The organism is Kitasatospora sp. NPDC049258, assembly GCF_040678895.1.
Classification (GTDB): Bacteria; Actinomycetota; Actinomycetes; order Streptomycetales; family Streptomycetaceae; genus Kitasatospora.
Genome location: NZ_JBFAQT010000002.1, coordinates 244,660 through 260,281, shown reverse-complemented (window position 1 = coordinate 260,281; position 15,622 = coordinate 244,660). Strand labels below are relative to the sequence as shown.

Genomic DNA, 15,622 nt, shown 5'->3' with positions numbered 1-15,622 from the left:
GGTAGGTGACGATGGACCCGGATTTCTACTCGCGGGTGGCCGACGAGTTCGGCGAATACACCAGCGGGGGGCTGCGTACTGACGTCTTCCCGGACGGTGACCCGGAGGCCGCGTTCGACGAGCTGGCGAGGGGCCTCGGCGGCCCCGACGGCCGGCTGGTCGATGTCGGCTGCGCCGACGGGCGCAGCCTGCTGAGGATCGCCCCGGCGTTCCGCAGCGTCCTGGGCATCGACATGTCGGCCTCGATGCTGGAGTCCGCCGGGCGCCGGCGTGCTCAGGTGGGGCTGGGTGAGGTCAGGTTCGAGCGGCGTGATGCCTCCCGGACCGGCCTGCCCGACGGGGAGGCCGATGTGCTCACCTCCCGGCGCGGGCCGTTGTTCCCGGGAGAGTTCCGCAGGGTACTGCGGCCCGGCGGTCATCTGATCTACATGGGCATCGGCGAGGCGGACGTCCGCGAGCTGAAGGAGACCTTCGGCCGGGGCCAGCAGTTCGGCCGCTGGGACGGCAGGCCGGTGATGGACGAGGTGGCCGAGCAGCTCACCGAGGCCGGTTTCACGGTGGTGCTGGAGAAGGCCTTCCGGACCGAGGAGTTCTACCACTCCCCGGTCGAGCTCGACAGGTTCCTGCGCCAGGTGCCGATCTTCGAGGACTACGACACGGCGGCGGACCGGGCCCCGTTCGAGCGCTACGTGGCGTCGGCGAGCAGCGAGCGCGGGGTCCGGCTCGACCGGCACTGGTTCGTGGTCCAGGCGCGGAGGGCAGCATGACGATCTTCGACGACCTCGAATCCGAGGTGCGCAGCTACAGCCGGCTGTGGCCGGTGGTGTTCGACCGGGCGCAGGGCAGCCGGCTGTTCGCCGAGGACGGCCGGCCCTACCTGGACTTCTTCGCCGGTGCGGGGGCGCTCAACTACGGCCACAACGACCCCGCCCTCAAGCAGGCTCTGGTGGACTACATCCTCCGGGACGGCGTCTCGCACGCGCTGGACATGTTCACCGTGGCGAAGCGCGACTTCCTGGAGACCTTCCAGGACGTCGTCCTGACGCCGCGGGGGCTGCGGTACAAGGTGGCGTTCCCCGGTCCGGGCGGTGCGAACGCGGTCGAGGCGGCGCTGAAGCTCGCCCGGCGGGTCACCGGGCGGCAGACGGTGGTGAGCTTCACCAACTCCTTCCACGGCATGACCCTGGGCACCCTCGCGGTCAGCGGCAACGCGACGAAGCGGGCGGCCGCCGGCGTGACGCTGACCCTGGCGACCCCGATGCCCTTCGACGGCTACCCGGGCATCGGGGAGAGCGGCCCGCGCCAGCTCGACCGGCTGCTCTCGGACGGCGGCAGCGGGCTGGACCGGCCTGCCGCCGTCATCGTGGAGACCGTCCAGGGCGAGGGCGGGTTGAAGGTCGCGGACGCGCAGTGGCTGCGCGAGCTCGCCGGCGTGTGCAAGCGGCACGAGGTGCTGCTCATCGTGGACGACGTCCAGATGGGCTGCGGGCGTACCGGATCGTTCTTCAGCTTCGAGGACGCCGGGATCACTCCCGATCTGGTGTGCCTGTCCAAGTCCATCGGAGGGTTCGGCCTCCCGCTGGCCCTGACCCTGATCCGGCCGGGCCTGGACATCTGGAAGCCGGGCGATCACAACGGGACGTTCCGCGGTGTCAGCGGGTCCTTCGTGACCGGGGCGCAGGCGCTGCGCTCCCACTGGAGCGACGGGACGCTGGAGAAGTCCACCCGCGAGCGCGGGGCGCGGATCGCGGCGGCCCTGGGCGCCCTCGTCGACGAGCACCCCGGGGCGGGCCTGGAGGTCCGGGGCCGGGGGTTCGCGGCCGGGCTGCGGCTCGCCACGCCCGGCGCGGCCCGTGCGGTGTGCGTCGCGGCCTTCGAGCACGGCCTGCTCATGGAGACCTCCGGTGCGGCCGCCGACGTGGCGAAGCTGATGCCCCCGCTGACCATCGGCGACGACGACCTGGACGAGGGTCTCGACATCATCCGTACCTGCGTGGGCTCGGTACTCGCGCGGAGCAAGTGAGAGGCCAGGGCTGTGCCAGGCAAGATTCCCGAAGTCGACCTCGCCGCGTGGGGCAAGGCCTCCGACGCCGATCGCGCCCCGATCACCGCTGAGCTGGACGCCGCGCTGAGCAGCACCGGCATGTTCCTGGTGTCCGGGCACGGCGTGCCGCAGGCCGTGACCGACGACTTCCGCGCCGCTGCCAAGCGGTTCTTCGCACTGCCGGCGGAGGTCAAGGCCCGCTACGCCATCGAGGCCGCGTACGAGGGCGGTTGGCTCGAGATGCATCCGCCCGGTGGGGTCGGGGTGCCGGTGAGCGAGGGCGAACAGGCTCCGAGCGCGCCGGATCTCCACGAGTCCTTCTACCTGGGGCCCGGTCACCGCACCGGCGACGAGCGGCGGGACCGGTACGACTATCCGGCGAACCGCTGGCCGGTCGAGCTGCCGGAGTTGCGGGCGGCCGCGGACGCGTACACGGCGCACATGCTGCGGGTGGTGCAGGCGGTCAACGAGGTGCTCGCCGTCACGCTGGGCCTGCCGGTGGACTTCTTCACCTCGCGGGCGCAGCTGGCGACCTGGACGCAGAACGCCAGCTGGTACCCGTCGTACGCGAGCATCGGCGCGGTCGCTCCCGGGCAGTTCCGCAACGGGCCGCACACCGACCTGGGTACCGTCACGTTGCTGAGCCGCCAGCGCGGCGTGGGCGGGTTGCAGGCGTGGACCGAGGAGGACGGCTGGTTCGCGCCGCCGTACAGCCCGGACTCGCTCCTGGTCAATCTCGGTGACCTGATGGAGCTGTGGACCGACGGGCGCTGGCGGGCGCTGAAGCACCGCGTGCTGCCGCCCAGCCCGGCGGCTCCGGACGAGGAACTGCTGTCGCTGGTCTTCTTCTTCGAGACCGACCCCGACACGCTGGTCGAGCCGCTCGCCGCTCCGATCGGCGCGGGCCAGGGGCGCTCGCCGGCGTACGCGCGGCGGACGGTCCTCGCGAAGCTCGGTGTCCCGCCCGACCAGCTCCGGCCCGAGCACGTCCGGCCCGACCATGTCCAGGGAGCCCGAGGGTGAGCAGGATCGTTGCAGTGGTGTCCGGTGGGATCGACTCGGTCACCATGGCGCACCACCTCGCGGCCGAGGGGCACGACCTCCAGCTGATGGCCGTCGACTACGGTCAACGCCACCGCAAGGAGCTGGAGTTCGCCGCCGCCACCGCGGTGCGGCTCGGCGCGCCGTACGAGCAGGTCGATCTGCGCTCGCTGCGCGGCGTCATGCGCGGATCGTCGCTGACGGATCCGTCCGTGGCCGTGCCCCGACCGGACCGGCCGGTCTCCGGGAACCCGAACATCGTGCCGAACCGCAACGCCGTGCTGCTGTCGGTGGCCTTCGCGCTGGCGGTCACCGTGCAGGCGGATGCCGTCGCCTTCGGCGTCATGGCCGAGGACGTCGGCCCGTCCGACACCTCTCCGGAGTTCCTGCGGCGGTTCCTCGCGATGGAGCGGGTGGCGACCAAGGGTTCACTCACGCCCGAGGTCGAACTGCTCGCCCCGCTGATCGAACTGCCGAAGACCGGGGTCGTCGCTCTCGGCGAGCGGCTCGGCGTGCCCTGGGCGCAGACCTGGACGTGCTTCCGCGGTGAGGACCTCCACTGCGGCGCCTGTGCGGCGTGCGTGGAGCGGCGCGGCGCGTTCGCGGACCTGGGGATCACGGACCCGACGGTCTATCGCGAAGCGGTGGTACCGCAGTGACCGGTGGCGGCCACCTCGTCGGTGGCCCCGACACGGAAGGGAGCGGTGTCGCGTGGAACCGGAACTCGTAGTCAACGAGATCTTCGGCCCGACCGTCCAGGGGGAAGGGCGCTCCATGGGCCGCAGGTGCGCGTTCCTGCGGCTCGGTGGCTGCAACTTGTCGTGCACGTGGTGTGACACGCCCTACACCTGGGACTGGACCGGGGCGGGCGACTCGGGGGTCAAGTACGACCCCCGCAAGGAGCTGCACCGCCGTCCCGTCCGTGAGGTGGCCGAGGAGCTCCTCGCGTTCGGCGTCGAGCTGATCGTCATCTCCGGCGGCGAGCCGCTCGGCCAGCAGAACCGGCTGGTCCCGCTGGTCGAGCTGCTCACGGCGCGCGGTCTGGAGATCGAGATCGAGACCAACGGCACGCATGCCGCGGACCCGGCTCTGGTGGCCGCGGGCGTCCGCTTCAACGTCTCGCCCAAGCTGGCCCACTCGGGCGAGGCGGCCGGCCGGCGGATCGTGCCGGACGCGCTGAAGAACCTCGCCGCGACGGAGGGCACCACGTTCAAGTTCGTCTGCCGCGACGCCGGCGACCTGGACGAGGTGGCCGCGCTGGTCGAGGAGTTCGGCCTCGGCTCGGTCTGGATCATGCCCAAGGGACAGACCGGCGCCGAGGTGAGCCGCTCGATGGCCGGGCTCGCCGACGCGGTGATCGCACGGGGCTGGAATCTCACCACACGCCTGCACACCTTGTTGTGGGGCGCTACGCGGGGTGTCTGAACGCGTGGCCGAATCAAGCGAGAAGGATGCATCGGAGACATGACACTGCGCATCACGAAGAAGTTCGAGTTCTCTGCCAGCCACCAGCTCTCGGGCCTGGCCGAGGGGCACCAGTGCGCCCGGCTGCACGGCCACAACTACGTCGTCGAGCTGGAGCTGAGCGCCGCACGCACCGAACTGACGCCGACGGGGTTCGTCCGCGACTACGGCGAGTTGGCCCCCTTCAAGTCGTGGCTCGACCGGACGCTCGACCACCGTCACCTCAACGACCTGGTGGACGACAACCCCACCGCCGAGAACCTGGCGGTGTGGCTCTACGAGCGTTGGTCGAAGGAGTTCCCGGAGCTGACCTCCGTGCGGATCTCCGAGACCCCCAAGACCTGGGCCGAGTACCGGCCCTGAAGTGCCGGCCGGCCGGCGGGAGCCGGCCACCCGATCACCGAAATCGAGCGACGGCCGTCCCGGTCGGACTGGAGAGATGCCTGAATGTCTGTGACGACGTGGGTGCAGGAGGGTGACGTCGGCTCGGAGAAGCCGCGCGAGGAAGACCCCTTGGTCGGACTCGCCCGGCAGCTCCTGAAGGAGATCGGGGAGGATCCCGACCGCGACGGGCTGCGCGACACCCCGACGCGGTTCGCCCGCTGGTGGCGCGAATTCATCAACTACGAGCCGGGCTCGGTCGGCACCCTGTTCGAGTCGATGGGCAGCAGGCAGCTGGTGATCGTCTCGGACATCCAGGTCTGGTCCCTCTGCGAGCACCACCTGCTGCCGTTCAACTGCTCGGTGACCATCGCCTACCGGCCGGCCGACCGGCTGCTGGGCCTGTCGAAGTTCGCCCGGATCGCCCATCGGCACGCGCACAAGCTCCAGGTCCAGGAGCGGCTGGTGTCCGAGATCGCCGAGGACATCGCCGCGCTCAGCGGGGCGCAGGACGTGGCCGTCATCGCCAAGGGCGAGCACCTGTGCATGACGATGCGCGGCATCAAGGCGGCCGCCCGGATGACCTCGACGGCCTACCACGGGGCCTTCGCCGAGGACGCCGGGCTGCGGGCCGAGATGTTCGACCTGATGCGCCCCTGAACCGACCCGCACCCTGATACCTCTTCGGGGCCGCTGCCACGGCCCCCTGCAGACCGAGCCGGGGCCGCTGCCACGGCCCCGTACCGGGCCGCGGCAGCGGCCCCGAGGAGCACGTGCATGGAAACACCATCCGGGTCGGGAAGCGGCCGGATCTCCACCCGGCCTTCGGAGCGGGAGGCACCGATGACCCTGCGCCGCGAGGCGACCATCGCCGCCGGCGAGTCGATCAAACAGAACGCCCCGACCGGATTCCGTCCGGGCCGGGCCGGCGGGAGCGGGGGCGGGGGCGGGACGGGGGCCGCGCCCTTCGGCCGGCAGCTACGCGACCTGCGGCTGCAGAGCGGGCTGTCCCAGACCCAGCTGGCGCGCTCCAGCACGCTCAGCGTCCGGGCGATCCGCGATCTGGAGAACGGGCGGGTACGGCAGCCCAGGGCGGACTCGCTGCGCCTGCTCGCCGACGCCCTCGGTCTCAGCGCCCCCCAGCTGAACCGGCTGACGAACGATCACTCGCTCGGCCTCCTGGCGGCGGGGGCGGCCGAGCCGGCCATGAGCGGCCCGTTCATCGGCCGGGAGCAGGAGCTGGCGGCGCTGACGACGATGCTCGGCGCCGAGCACCACCGCCTGGTCACGATCACCGGGATCGAAGGCGTCGGCAAGACCCGGCTGGCACTGGAGGTCGCCCACGCACTCGAGGCGGCCGAGCGGACGGCGGTCCTGTGGCTGCCCCTCGACGACGACCGGTTGCGCGGCGGAAGGACGGCGCACGGGGCGCCGGAGCGGCCCGCGTGGCTGCGCGAGGTCGTGCCCCCCGGACCCGACAGCTGTCGGCGCCTCGTCGAGGCCGTCGGGGAGTCGAACGGCCTCCTCGTCCTCGACGGTGCCCGGCCGGGGCACGAGCTGGCGGACTTCACGGCCGCGCTCCTGGCCGGATGCCCGCGGCTGCGGATCGTCGTCACGACGAGGACCCCCGTCGACATGCCCCTGGAGACGCTCTTCCCGCTCGCACCGCTCGCGGTGCCCACCGCCGACACCGAGCCGGCGGAGCTGGGCGAGGTGGCGTCGGTGGCGCTGTTGCTCGCCCGGACGAGGCGGGTCCAGCCGGGCTTCTGCCCCGGCCCGGACGCTCTCGCGGACGTCGCCCGGATCTGCCGCGCACTGGACGGCCTTCCGGCCGCGCTCGAATCCGCCGCCCACTGGAGTCTCATCTACTCCCTGCGGCAGCTCGCCCACCAGCTCACCACCGATCCGCTCGCCGTGGCGCGACGGCCCGACGGCGGCCGCCAGCAGCCGGACGCCTACGCGTCGGTCCGCCACACCATCGCCACCCTGAGCGGCCGCCAGCGTGACCTGCTGTCGGCCATGTCGCACCCCACGTCCCATCCGCCATCCCATCCGGCATCCCGCGAGGCGGACGGCTACTGGTCGATACCGGAGGTGGCACACCGGACGGGCCGGACGGCCGCGGAGTGCGCCGACGACATCTACCACCTCCTCATCCTCGGCATCCTCCGCCGCGTCGACCACCAGGACGTGGCGAAGTTCGGGGTGCTCAACATCGCCGGCGTCGCCGGACGGAACACCATCGCCGGACAGCACGCAGCCGCATGATCCGGGCCCACCAGGAAGGACAAGACAGTGCGACTCTGTACTCTCCGCACCGAGACCGGTGAGGACGTCGGCGTGTCGGTGCCCGGCGGGATCGCCACGCTGAGCGTCGTCAACGCGACCGCGGGAACGCGCTACGGCCCCACCATGCTGGACATCATCGTGAAGGGCGAGGCCGTCGCCCTCGCGGCCACGATCGCCGCCCTGCCCGATCTCGAGGTGCCGGCCGCGCCGGGCGAGCCGGACTTCGGGCCGCTCTACCGGTGCCCGCCGAAGCTGTGGGGCGTCGGCCTGAACTACCTGCGCCACGCCGACGACCTGGGGGTGCGACAGCCGACCGACGCCCCCGGCTCCTACCTGCGGCCGTCCTCCACGGTGATCGGGTACGGCGACGACATCCTGCTCCCCGGTCAGTCGCAGCGCGTCACCGCCGAGGCCGAACTCGGCGTGGTGATCGGAACCACCTGCCGCGACGTGTCGCCCGAGCAGGCCCCGTCCGTCATCTTCGGCTACACCACCGTCCTGGACATGACCGCCGAGGACGCGATCCGGGTCAACCCCCGTCACATCCCGTGGGCGAAGGCCTTCGACACCTTCTGCAGCCTCGGCCCCTGGATCGTCACCCCCGACGAGATCCCCGACCTCTCGGCCGTACGGACCTCCACGGTCGTCAACGGGCGGACGATCGCGTCCAACCAGGTGTCGGCGATGATGTACGACCCCTACTGGCAGGTCGGCTACTTCTCCGGCGGCATGGTGCTCGAAGCCGGGAGCGTGATCGCCACGGGCACCCCCGGCGCCGGTGTCATCCAGGACGGGGACACCGTGGAAGCCCGGGTCGAGGGCGTCGGCACCCTGCGCAACACCGTCAGGCTGGGGCCTGCCGGGTAACGTCGAGGATCCGACGGTGGCACCGGGCGCCCTCAGCCGCCGGCGAGGGCGCCCGGTGCCACCGTGGTCCGGTCGGCAGGGTCCGGTGCGATCTCCAGCGCGACCGCCTCCCGCGCGAGGGTGAGGGTACGGAGCACGGTCGCCCGGTCCGGGCCGTACACCGAGGCGCTGACCGGAATGCACATGTTGTGGTTGGTGATCGGCACGTGGTCGCCGGGCCGGAACTCCACGAGCAGATCGGCGACGCCGGGCAGCGCGGCCAGCTCCTCCAGCCCGTGCACGGCCACCAGCGTGCCGGGGGCGTCGTCGTTGCGCACGACCACGGAACCGAGCACCGCCCGGAACCCGTGATCCCCGTCGATCACGTGCGGACGGCGGCCGAGGTAGCACTCCACGGCCTCGTGGAACGGCCGCAGGTCGGAGTGCCTCGCCCACATCTCCACCGCGGGGCCGCCCGAGAACCGGGCCGCGAGCTCGATCAGGTAGACCTCGTCCCCGTCGTCACCGCACTTGACCTCGATGTGGCTGGGGCCCAGCCGGATGCCGAAGGCGTCGAGCAGCTGCTTGACGAACCCCTCCACCCGGGCGTGGTCGGGATGGTCGGCACCGATCTGGATGATGTCCCACAGGGGGAAGTCGTAGTCGCGGTCGTCGGGCTGGCGGTACTCCCAGATGTCGACCATCCGGTGCTCACCGTCGGCGCTGTAGAAGTTCACCGCGTACTCGCGCCCGCGGACGTAGCGCTCCACCAGCCATTCGGTCATCGGCTGGTCGTTGCGGTCCACGGTCAGTGCCTCGGTCGCCCCGTCCAGGGCCGCCTCGTCGGCGACCACCGAGACGCCGAAGGAGCCCGAACCCATCGTCTGCTTCACGATGACCGGAAAGCCGATCTCCCGGGCGGCCTGCGGGACTTCGTCGAGCGAGTGGACCAGCCGGAACTCCGGCACCCGGACCCCCGTCCGCGCAGCCCTGACCCGCATCGCCGCCTTGTTGCGCCGCGCCCAGCCCAGCGCGGGGTCGTTGCCGGGCAGGCCGAGTCCCGCCGCTATCTCGTCGGCCACGTGCAGGCTCGTCCCGTTGGCGGGGACGACGGCTCGTACGTCGAGCCCCGTCGCCCGCACCTGCCGGACGGCGTCCGCCACGTCGCCGGCCCGCAGCGACCGCCCGTCGTCGAGGTCGCTCTGCCCGCCGGCGACCGCGGGCAGGCCCGTGGACAGCGGGAGCACGGCGAAGCCGAGATCGCGGATGGCGGCCTCGTAGTGGTGCCCGTTCCTGCTGTCGGCGGGGTCGATCAACAGGATCACCGGGACGTTCGCAGGGTCGTTCACCGGGACGTTCGCAGGGTCGTTCACCGGGTCGTTCGGTTCCACGGAAACTCTTCTCGGGCCAGGTGTGGGAATGGTCAGGGGATGAACGTGAGCGGCTGGCGCGCGGCCATCGCACGGGCGGCCTCCAGCACCATGTCCTCCGCGGGGTGGACCCGGTCGATGTCGGCGACCGCGGCCATCAGCTCGAACACGTCGACGTTCGCGGTCTTCGCGCACCTGCTGATCAGCGGGAAGAAGGTGGAGTGCGTTCGGGTGATGCCGCCGACGAGCTGGTACGTGCGGTCGTCGTGCAGCCGCTCCAACGGGCGTACGACGGACTCGCTCAGCTCCGCGAGCGCCCGGAAGTCGTAGCTGCGGTCGCCCTGGGCGTGGAGGGTGGCCGCGAACGTCTCGGTGACGGTGTTGCCGGCGCCGCGGCCGATGCCGTCGAGCGTCGTGTCCACGAACCGTGCACCGCCCCTCGCCGCCGCGAGCGAGTTGGCGTTGGCCAGGCTCAGGTTGTCGTGCCCGTGGAAGCCCAGCGGCACCGTGGTCGACCGACCGACCTGGTCGAACAGCTCGGAGACGTCCGCCGGCAGGTAGCCCCCCACCGAGTCGACGAGGTAGACGGCGTCGGCGCCGTACTCCGCGCACTGCCGGACCGCCCGCGTGACACCGCCGGCGTCGAGCACGTTCGTCTTCATCAGGTTGGCGAACGTCGTGATGCCGAGGTCCCTGGCGAGGGCGACGAAATCCTCGGCCGGTGCGACGGCGGTGATGTCCACGCCGATCCGGACGAACTGCATACCGGCGGCCACGGCCGCTCTGAGGTGATCCAGCTCGGCGATCCCCGGGATGCAGAACATCCCCCAACTCGCGCTCGACAGCGTCTCGGACGCGATCTCGAAGCAGCGCGCGTCGGAGACCAGGCTGGGACGGGAGGCGCGCCCGGCGGCATTCAGGCCCATTCCGTGGCCCAGCTCGACGAACCGGACACCCGATCCTTCGAGACCGGTCAGGACGTTCCTGATCGTACCTTCGGTGAAGGTGAAGTCCACGGCGTAACTGCCGTCGCGGAGCGTACAGTCCAGGATTTCGACGGTAGCTGATCGCCCGTCATCGGCGGCCGGCTGAAATGTCTCTGACATTGAACACCTCAAGCAGAGAAGTACGGAGAGATCGACGTTCCGACACTATCCGAGAAAGGCACGTCCGCCAGCGGCAGATATGCGGCAGAAAAGCGCGTATCGACCGGCGCAACTGCCGCCCGGGCAGCGGCACATGCCCTTTCCGCGCGCACGGCGAACGGCCGGGCGCGGTCGTCCGCGCCCGGCCGTTCCTCACGGTGGTCCGGCTGCTCAGTCCAGCACGGCCAGGGCCCGAGCGGGCGCGCCGTCGCCGCCGAGGACGTTGAGCACGCCGATGAACAGCGTGCACCACCGACCCGTGACCTCCCGCAGCACGAGGTTCTCCACCATCAGCGTGCCGGCGCCCAGCAGCGTGCGGTGCACCGGGTAGGGGAAGTCCGGCCGGCGCATGCTCATCGGTATCTCGGGGCTCATGGTGTCCATGCCGACCAGCCGCAGCCCCTTGGAGACGGCCCACTCGGCCGCGTCGACCGTGAGGTAGGGGTGCTTGTCGATGTAGGCCGGGTCGGCGTAGCGGTCGTCCCAGCCGGTGCGGATCAGGAGGGCGTCACCGGGTTCGAGATCGACCGCGACGGCGGACTCCAGGTCCGCCGCCGTGATCGGACCGGTGGCCTCCCGCAGCACCTCGATGCCGTACGCCCGGCCGATCAGGGTCGACGGTGGCAGCTGGTCGACCGTGGCGCCGTCCTCGACGAAGTGCGACGGAGCGTCCACATGGGTGCCGATGTGGGTCGGGATGTTCAGTCGCATGACCCGCATCCGGTGTTCCTCCCACGTGTTGGTGGGGGTGAACTCGGGGGCCGGGACGGTGCGCGCGTGCGGCATGCCCGGTGCCAGCGGGTGCGAGAGATCAACGGTACGTGACATGCGGTGCTGCCTCCTTCGACTTGGCGGTGCCGCCGCGCGAGGCGACTCGCGCGGCAGGTGACTCTTCCTCGGTCTGCTACGCGGCCCGTCCGGCGTCCCGCACCCCGTAGACCCGGCGCAGCCTGCGGCTGGAGGTGGCCTCCTGGAAGGGCCGCCGGCCGTGGAGCATCCGCCGGTTGTCCCACAGCAGGCCGACGCCGCGCTCGAGCAGCACGCACTCGGCGTCCACCGCCGCGACGGCGGAGACCTCGTCGAACGCGTCCATGGCCGCGAGCAGTTCGGCCGGCACCGGCGTGCCCTCGGCGGCGAAGCCCTGCTCGATGTACAGGCGGACGTAGCGCAGCTCGTAGCCGTCGGCCGTGGGCGTGAGCACGGGCTGCCGCTTGACCCTGATTCCGGCCGTCTGGTCCTTCACGTCGAACGGCACGGGCCGGCTCAGTTCGGCGACGTGCGCCGGGTCGATCCCGGCCAGCCGCTCGACCAGGCCGTTGACGTCCATCAGCAGCGTCTCCCCGCCCGTCGCCGCGGAGAGGCCGAACAGGAAGGCGACGTCGGGCAGCTGCGGCAGCAGGGTGCCGTCCGTGTGGTAGTTGCCCGCCTTGTTGGAATTCGAGTAGTGGCTGGTCTCCGCGGCGCCGGCCTTGACCTCGACGGGGTAGATGAGTTCGCCGGAGCTGTACTGCTCGACCGGGCGGAGCAGCGCCGTGAAGAAGTTCCAGTAGAGGGAGCAGAGGTCCTCGTCGCCGAGCCCGTCCGGGTCGACCCGCACGATGGCGCTGCCCGCCGCCCCGCCGATGGCCGACGCGATGTCGTCACGCAGCGCCAGGAGCTCCGGGCCGGTCGCCGGAAAGGCCTCGGTCGGCCAGCTGTCCAGCGGCGTGTCGGCGGCCACGCCCCGCGCCAGCAGGGCCGAGGCCGCCGCGCCGGGGATCGTGAATTCCGGGATCGTGAATGTCTCTGCCATCGTGAATTTCCGTTTCTGTGACGAGATCAGGAACCGCTGGTCATGCGTCGAGCGGCCATGTCCGATAATTTCCCGACGGGAGTTGCAGTACATCGCGTTCGACGAGTTGCCAGTCGCGCCGCACGGGGGGCTGTTCGGTCCTGCGACGTTCGCTCATCCGGCTGCGGTGGAACTCGATCACGTCGGAGCTGAACCTCAGCCGGCCGGTGTTCAGGTAGCGCACCGCGCCGTTGACGTCCCGCGCCGTCAGCACCTCGCCGCGGTTGTAGATGCTGGGCGAGAAGGGCACGTCCAGGTAGCCGCGCGCGAACGCCTTCACCACGCCCTCGGTGAGGCTTCCGTCGCCGGCCAGCAGGACGCTCTCGAGGATCTGGTCCACCTCGGCCCGCAGGACGGTGGCCTCCTCGCGCACCGTCTGCTCGTCCACCTCGACGCCGTCCGCCTCCGTCGCGCCCAGCCGGCTCAGCCGCAGTCCCTCCTGGTTGTCGGACACCGACGGAATGGTGGTCGCCTCGACCGGTGTCTTGACGATCAGCCGGGTGGCCCCGGACAGCCGGCCGGTGACCGCCGAGGCCACGATCAGCTGCGTCGCCCGCTCCCGCTCCCGCGGGAACGCCGCCATGTGCTGGTGGAACACGATGTTGACCTGGACCCCGGGGTGTCCCAGGTTCGCCAGGTACTTCTGGCCCAGTTCGCGCAGGACCCTGATCGCCGCGATGTCCTGCGACCGGTTGCCCTGTTCCGCGTAGCCCAGGGAGACCGAGCCCACGCCCTGGGTGGCCGCCAGCATGGCCTCGATCACATTGACGACGATCGCCAGGCTCGGCGGGATCAGGACCGCCGTGAGGGTGCCGAAGAATTCACGGTCGATCACCACGCCGAACTTCTCGCGGTACAGGCCGGCCAGCCGGTCGACGTACTGCCACCTTCGGAGCGACAGGGCCGGCGGGTAGTCCTTGAAGTAGGGAATGTTGTACGTGATCGCGCCGCCCTCGAAACCGGTGACACCACCGGCACAGGAGATCTCGGCGAGCAGTCGCGGGTCACGCGTGCTGTGCCGGGTCTGCAGCGGCGTCCGCACCTCCGAGATCATCTGCCGGAGCACGTCGACGCCGTGATTCACCATGGGAAATCCGTTGAGCGTGGAGGCCCCGCGCTCCCGGCTCTCGGCGATCGCCTCGCCGGCCTTCCGGTACTCGTTGTTCCTGGTGAGCGAATCGATCTGGTAGGACAGCACGTCCGCGCCGGCGCGGCGCAGGGCCACGAATGCGGTGCGCTGGTCGCCGGCGAGCGCCACGCCCGAGCGCGGCTGTATCAGGAACGGTCGCTGCACCCGGGGCCGCGGCGCGTGCGCGTGCGCGAACGACGGCTGCCGGAGCAGAAACGTCGCGTTGTCCGCCAGGTGCCTCGCCCGCGCACCGGTCGGCCAGGACTCCAGCACCTCGGGGCGCTGCTGTTCCAACTCCGCCACGGTCAGCCGCTGGTCGGGTGGCGCCGTGCCCGGCCGGGTGGGCCAGGGGGGAGGAGCGGGCTTGCCACGCACCGCTGGACGCCTGGTCAGGAGATCCTCGTCCAGGACCTGGAGCACCGTCGGAATGTCGACGTAGGTCGGAAAGACCCGGCGAAAGCCCAGCCGGCGCGCTTCACCGCGGATCCGTTCGGAACTGCCCACGTCGAGGTTTCCGCCGGCGTACCAGAGCGCGTCGATGTCGGGGTACTTCACCATCAGGTCCGGATACTTCTTCAGATAGTGGCGCAGATGGCCGTCCATGCACGAGATCATCACGACATCCGCGTCGGCCGCGCACCTGAAGAAGTCCTCGAGATTGTTCTGCGTGCCCATGAAGTGGACCTCGTGGCCCGCCTCGGCTATGGCGTGTTTCAGCAGGGTGAGGCCGACCGAATGAGCGTCCGCGCCGATCCCGCCGAGCACGATCGACCGTGGCGTCGACAATCTCATGGTTCTTCTCCGTTAAGTGCCGGACCGGATATGTGTGATACGACTGGTCATTCACCGGCGACACCGTGAAGGCGCCGAGGACTCAGCGGGGCAAGCGCTGCGCCAACACTAGCCAAGAAATACCCGCGGGCCGGCGGCAGAAGCCCGGCAGAAGAGCGGCAGAAGAGCGCTTGTCGATCGGCCCAACTGCCGCTCGGGGCAGCGGTGATTGTCTTGTGGCGAGCGGCGGCGGCGTGCTCTGATTGGCGGGCAACAATCAGCGGGAGCTACCAGGTGACCGTGCGAAAGGGTTACTCAATGGAAAACACCCTCAGCCAGCGGCAGGTCGACTTCTACCGCGCGAACGGGTTCTGCGTTGTCGACGGGATATTCGACGCCGAACTGGTCGCGAAGGCCCGGGCCGTGGTCGACGGCCTGCTGTCCTCCGCCGATCTGGCCCAGATGGCCGAGGCGGAGCCGGAGGACGGCTCCAAGGCCCGTCGCATCTGGGCGCCGACCTCGCGGGACGAGCTCTTCGCCGGCATCGCGGAGGACACCCGACTCCTCGACGCGGTGGAGCAGTTGATCGGCCCCGACATCGTGCTGCAGTACTCGAAGCTCAACGTGAAGCCGCCGCGCGTGGGCAGCGTCGTCGAGTGGCACCAGGACTTCGCGTTCTACCCGCACACCAACACCGACCTGGTCGCCACGCTGATCTATCTCGACGACGCGACCCGGGCGAACGCGTGCCTGCGGGTCGTCCCCGGTTCGCACCGGCACGGCCTCTTCGAGCACGAGTCCCGGGGCCACTTCGTGGGCAAGGTCCCGTCGCCGGCACAGGTGGGTCTGGGTGACTCGGCGATCGTCGACTGCGAGGGGGCCGCGGGATCGGTGGTGTTCATCCACCCCCTGCTCCTGCACTCGTCGGAGAAGAACCTCTCCGACCTGTACCGCCGCGTCTTCATCCCGTCCTACCGCGCGGCCGACGCCCTTCCCGTCTACTACGGTCCGCACGCCGCGCACAACGAGCCGACCGCGAAGCTCGTACGCGGCCAGGCGTCCAGGACGGTGCGCAGCGAGGCCGGCGTGTGGCGGCTGCCGATCGCGCAGGCGGAGTTCAACTCCCTGTACCAGATCCAGGAAGGCTCCCACGTGGCCGACGGGGCGAAGTCCTCGACCGGGTACTTCTCGCACGAGGCCGGCGCCGAGGACGCGACGGGCGATGCGACGGGCGACGCGATGTGAGCCGACACCGGTCGCCCGGACCGTCGTCGTCACGACACGACACGACCCGGCCGGGCGGGCCGGCGA

15 protein-coding genes are annotated in these 15,622 nt (G+C 70.8%); 10 read left to right on the top strand and 5 right to left on the bottom strand.

The window, feature by feature from the left end:
- Positions 1-11 precede the first annotated feature (11 nt).
- The 9 genes from AB0K43_RS02985 to AB0K43_RS02945 all read left to right on the top strand — a co-directional run bounded on the left by AB0K43_RS02985 (position 12) and on the right by AB0K43_RS02945 (position 8,086).
- Positions 12-767 (top strand): methyltransferase domain-containing protein, encoded by a 756-nt coding sequence (locus AB0K43_RS02985; RefSeq protein ID WP_363635119.1) that lies wholly within the window; start codon positions 12-14, stop codon positions 765-767.
- The gene (ectB, locus tag AB0K43_RS02980) at positions 764-2,023 is read left to right on the top strand and encodes a diaminobutyrate--2-oxoglutarate transaminase (protein WP_363635117.1); all 1,260 of its coding nucleotides are present in this window, start codon (positions 764-766) and stop codon (positions 2,021-2,023) included. The genes AB0K43_RS02985 and ectB overlap by 4 nt, the downstream gene beginning before the upstream one ends.
- A 12-nt stretch (positions 2,024-2,035) precedes the next feature.
- Positions 2,036-3,067 (top strand): 2-oxoglutarate and iron-dependent oxygenase domain-containing protein, encoded by a 1,032-nt coding sequence (locus AB0K43_RS02975; protein ID WP_363635115.1) that lies wholly within the window; start codon positions 2,036-2,038, stop codon positions 3,065-3,067.
- Complete coding sequence (locus AB0K43_RS02970) at positions 3,064-3,744, top strand: 7-cyano-7-deazaguanine synthase (RefSeq protein ID WP_363635113.1); 681 nt, start codon at positions 3,064-3,066, stop codon at positions 3,742-3,744. Before AB0K43_RS02975 ends, AB0K43_RS02970 begins: the two co-directional genes overlap by 4 nt.
- 52 nt (positions 3,745-3,796) lie before the next feature.
- Positions 3,797-4,510: a 7-carboxy-7-deazaguanine synthase QueE gene (locus AB0K43_RS02965; protein WP_363635111.1), complete on the top strand. Its 714-nt coding sequence runs from the start codon at positions 3,797-3,799 to the stop codon at positions 4,508-4,510.
- Positions 4,511-4,549: 39 nt separating this feature from the next.
- On the top strand, positions 4,550-4,912 hold the full coding sequence (locus AB0K43_RS02960; protein ID WP_363635109.1) for a 6-carboxytetrahydropterin synthase: 363 nt from the start codon (positions 4,550-4,552) through the stop codon (positions 4,910-4,912).
- Positions 4,913-4,996: 84 nt separating this feature from the next.
- Positions 4,997-5,590, top strand: a complete 594-nt coding sequence (gene folE, locus AB0K43_RS02955; protein WP_363635107.1) for a GTP cyclohydrolase I — start codon at positions 4,997-4,999, stop codon at positions 5,588-5,590.
- Positions 5,591-5,707: 117 nt separating this feature from the next.
- Entirely contained in the window at positions 5,708-7,198 is a 1,491-nt protein-coding gene (locus tag AB0K43_RS02950; protein ID WP_363635105.1) for a helix-turn-helix domain-containing protein, read from the top strand.
- Positions 7,199-7,225: 27 nt separating this feature from the next.
- Positions 7,226-8,086 carry a fumarylacetoacetate hydrolase family protein gene (locus AB0K43_RS02945; protein WP_363635103.1) on the top strand — a complete coding sequence of 287 codons (861 nt, stop codon included), beginning with the start codon at positions 7,226-7,228 and terminating at the stop codon, positions 8,084-8,086.
- Between the two features lie 32 nt (positions 8,087-8,118).
- Here AB0K43_RS02945 and AB0K43_RS02940 read toward each other — a convergent pair whose 3' ends face one another.
- The 5 genes from AB0K43_RS02940 to AB0K43_RS02920 form a co-directional block, all read right to left on the bottom strand.
- The gene (locus tag AB0K43_RS02940) at positions 8,119-9,456 is read right to left on the bottom strand and encodes an ATP-grasp domain-containing protein (RefSeq protein ID WP_363635100.1); all 1,338 of its coding nucleotides are present in this window, start codon (positions 9,454-9,456) and stop codon (positions 8,119-8,121) included.
- A 32-nt stretch (positions 9,457-9,488) separates the two neighbouring features.
- A complete protein-coding gene (locus AB0K43_RS02935; RefSeq protein WP_363635098.1) occupies positions 9,489-10,541 on the bottom strand; it encodes a hypothetical protein in 1,053 nt (350 codons plus the stop codon).
- Positions 10,542-10,751: 210 nt separating this feature from the next.
- Positions 10,752-11,408, bottom strand: a complete 657-nt coding sequence (locus AB0K43_RS02930) for a cyclase family protein (RefSeq protein WP_363635096.1) — start codon at positions 11,406-11,408, stop codon at positions 10,752-10,754.
- Between the two features lie 76 nt (positions 11,409-11,484).
- On the bottom strand, positions 11,485-12,372 hold the full coding sequence (locus AB0K43_RS02925; protein WP_363635094.1) for a TauD/TfdA family dioxygenase: 888 nt from the start codon (positions 12,370-12,372) through the stop codon (positions 11,485-11,487).
- Between the two features lie 40 nt (positions 12,373-12,412).
- Positions 12,413-14,332, bottom strand: coding sequence for a methylaspartate mutase subunit E (locus AB0K43_RS02920; protein ID WP_363635092.1), 1,920 nt, complete (start codon positions 14,330-14,332; stop codon positions 12,413-12,415).
- A 297-nt stretch (positions 14,333-14,629) separates the two neighbouring features.
- On the opposite strand from AB0K43_RS02920, the gene AB0K43_RS02915 reads away from it, so the two are divergent.
- Complete coding sequence (locus AB0K43_RS02915; protein ID WP_363635090.1) at positions 14,630-15,556, top strand: phytanoyl-CoA dioxygenase family protein; 927 nt, start codon at positions 14,630-14,632, stop codon at positions 15,554-15,556.
- Positions 15,557-15,622 lie beyond the last annotated feature (66 nt).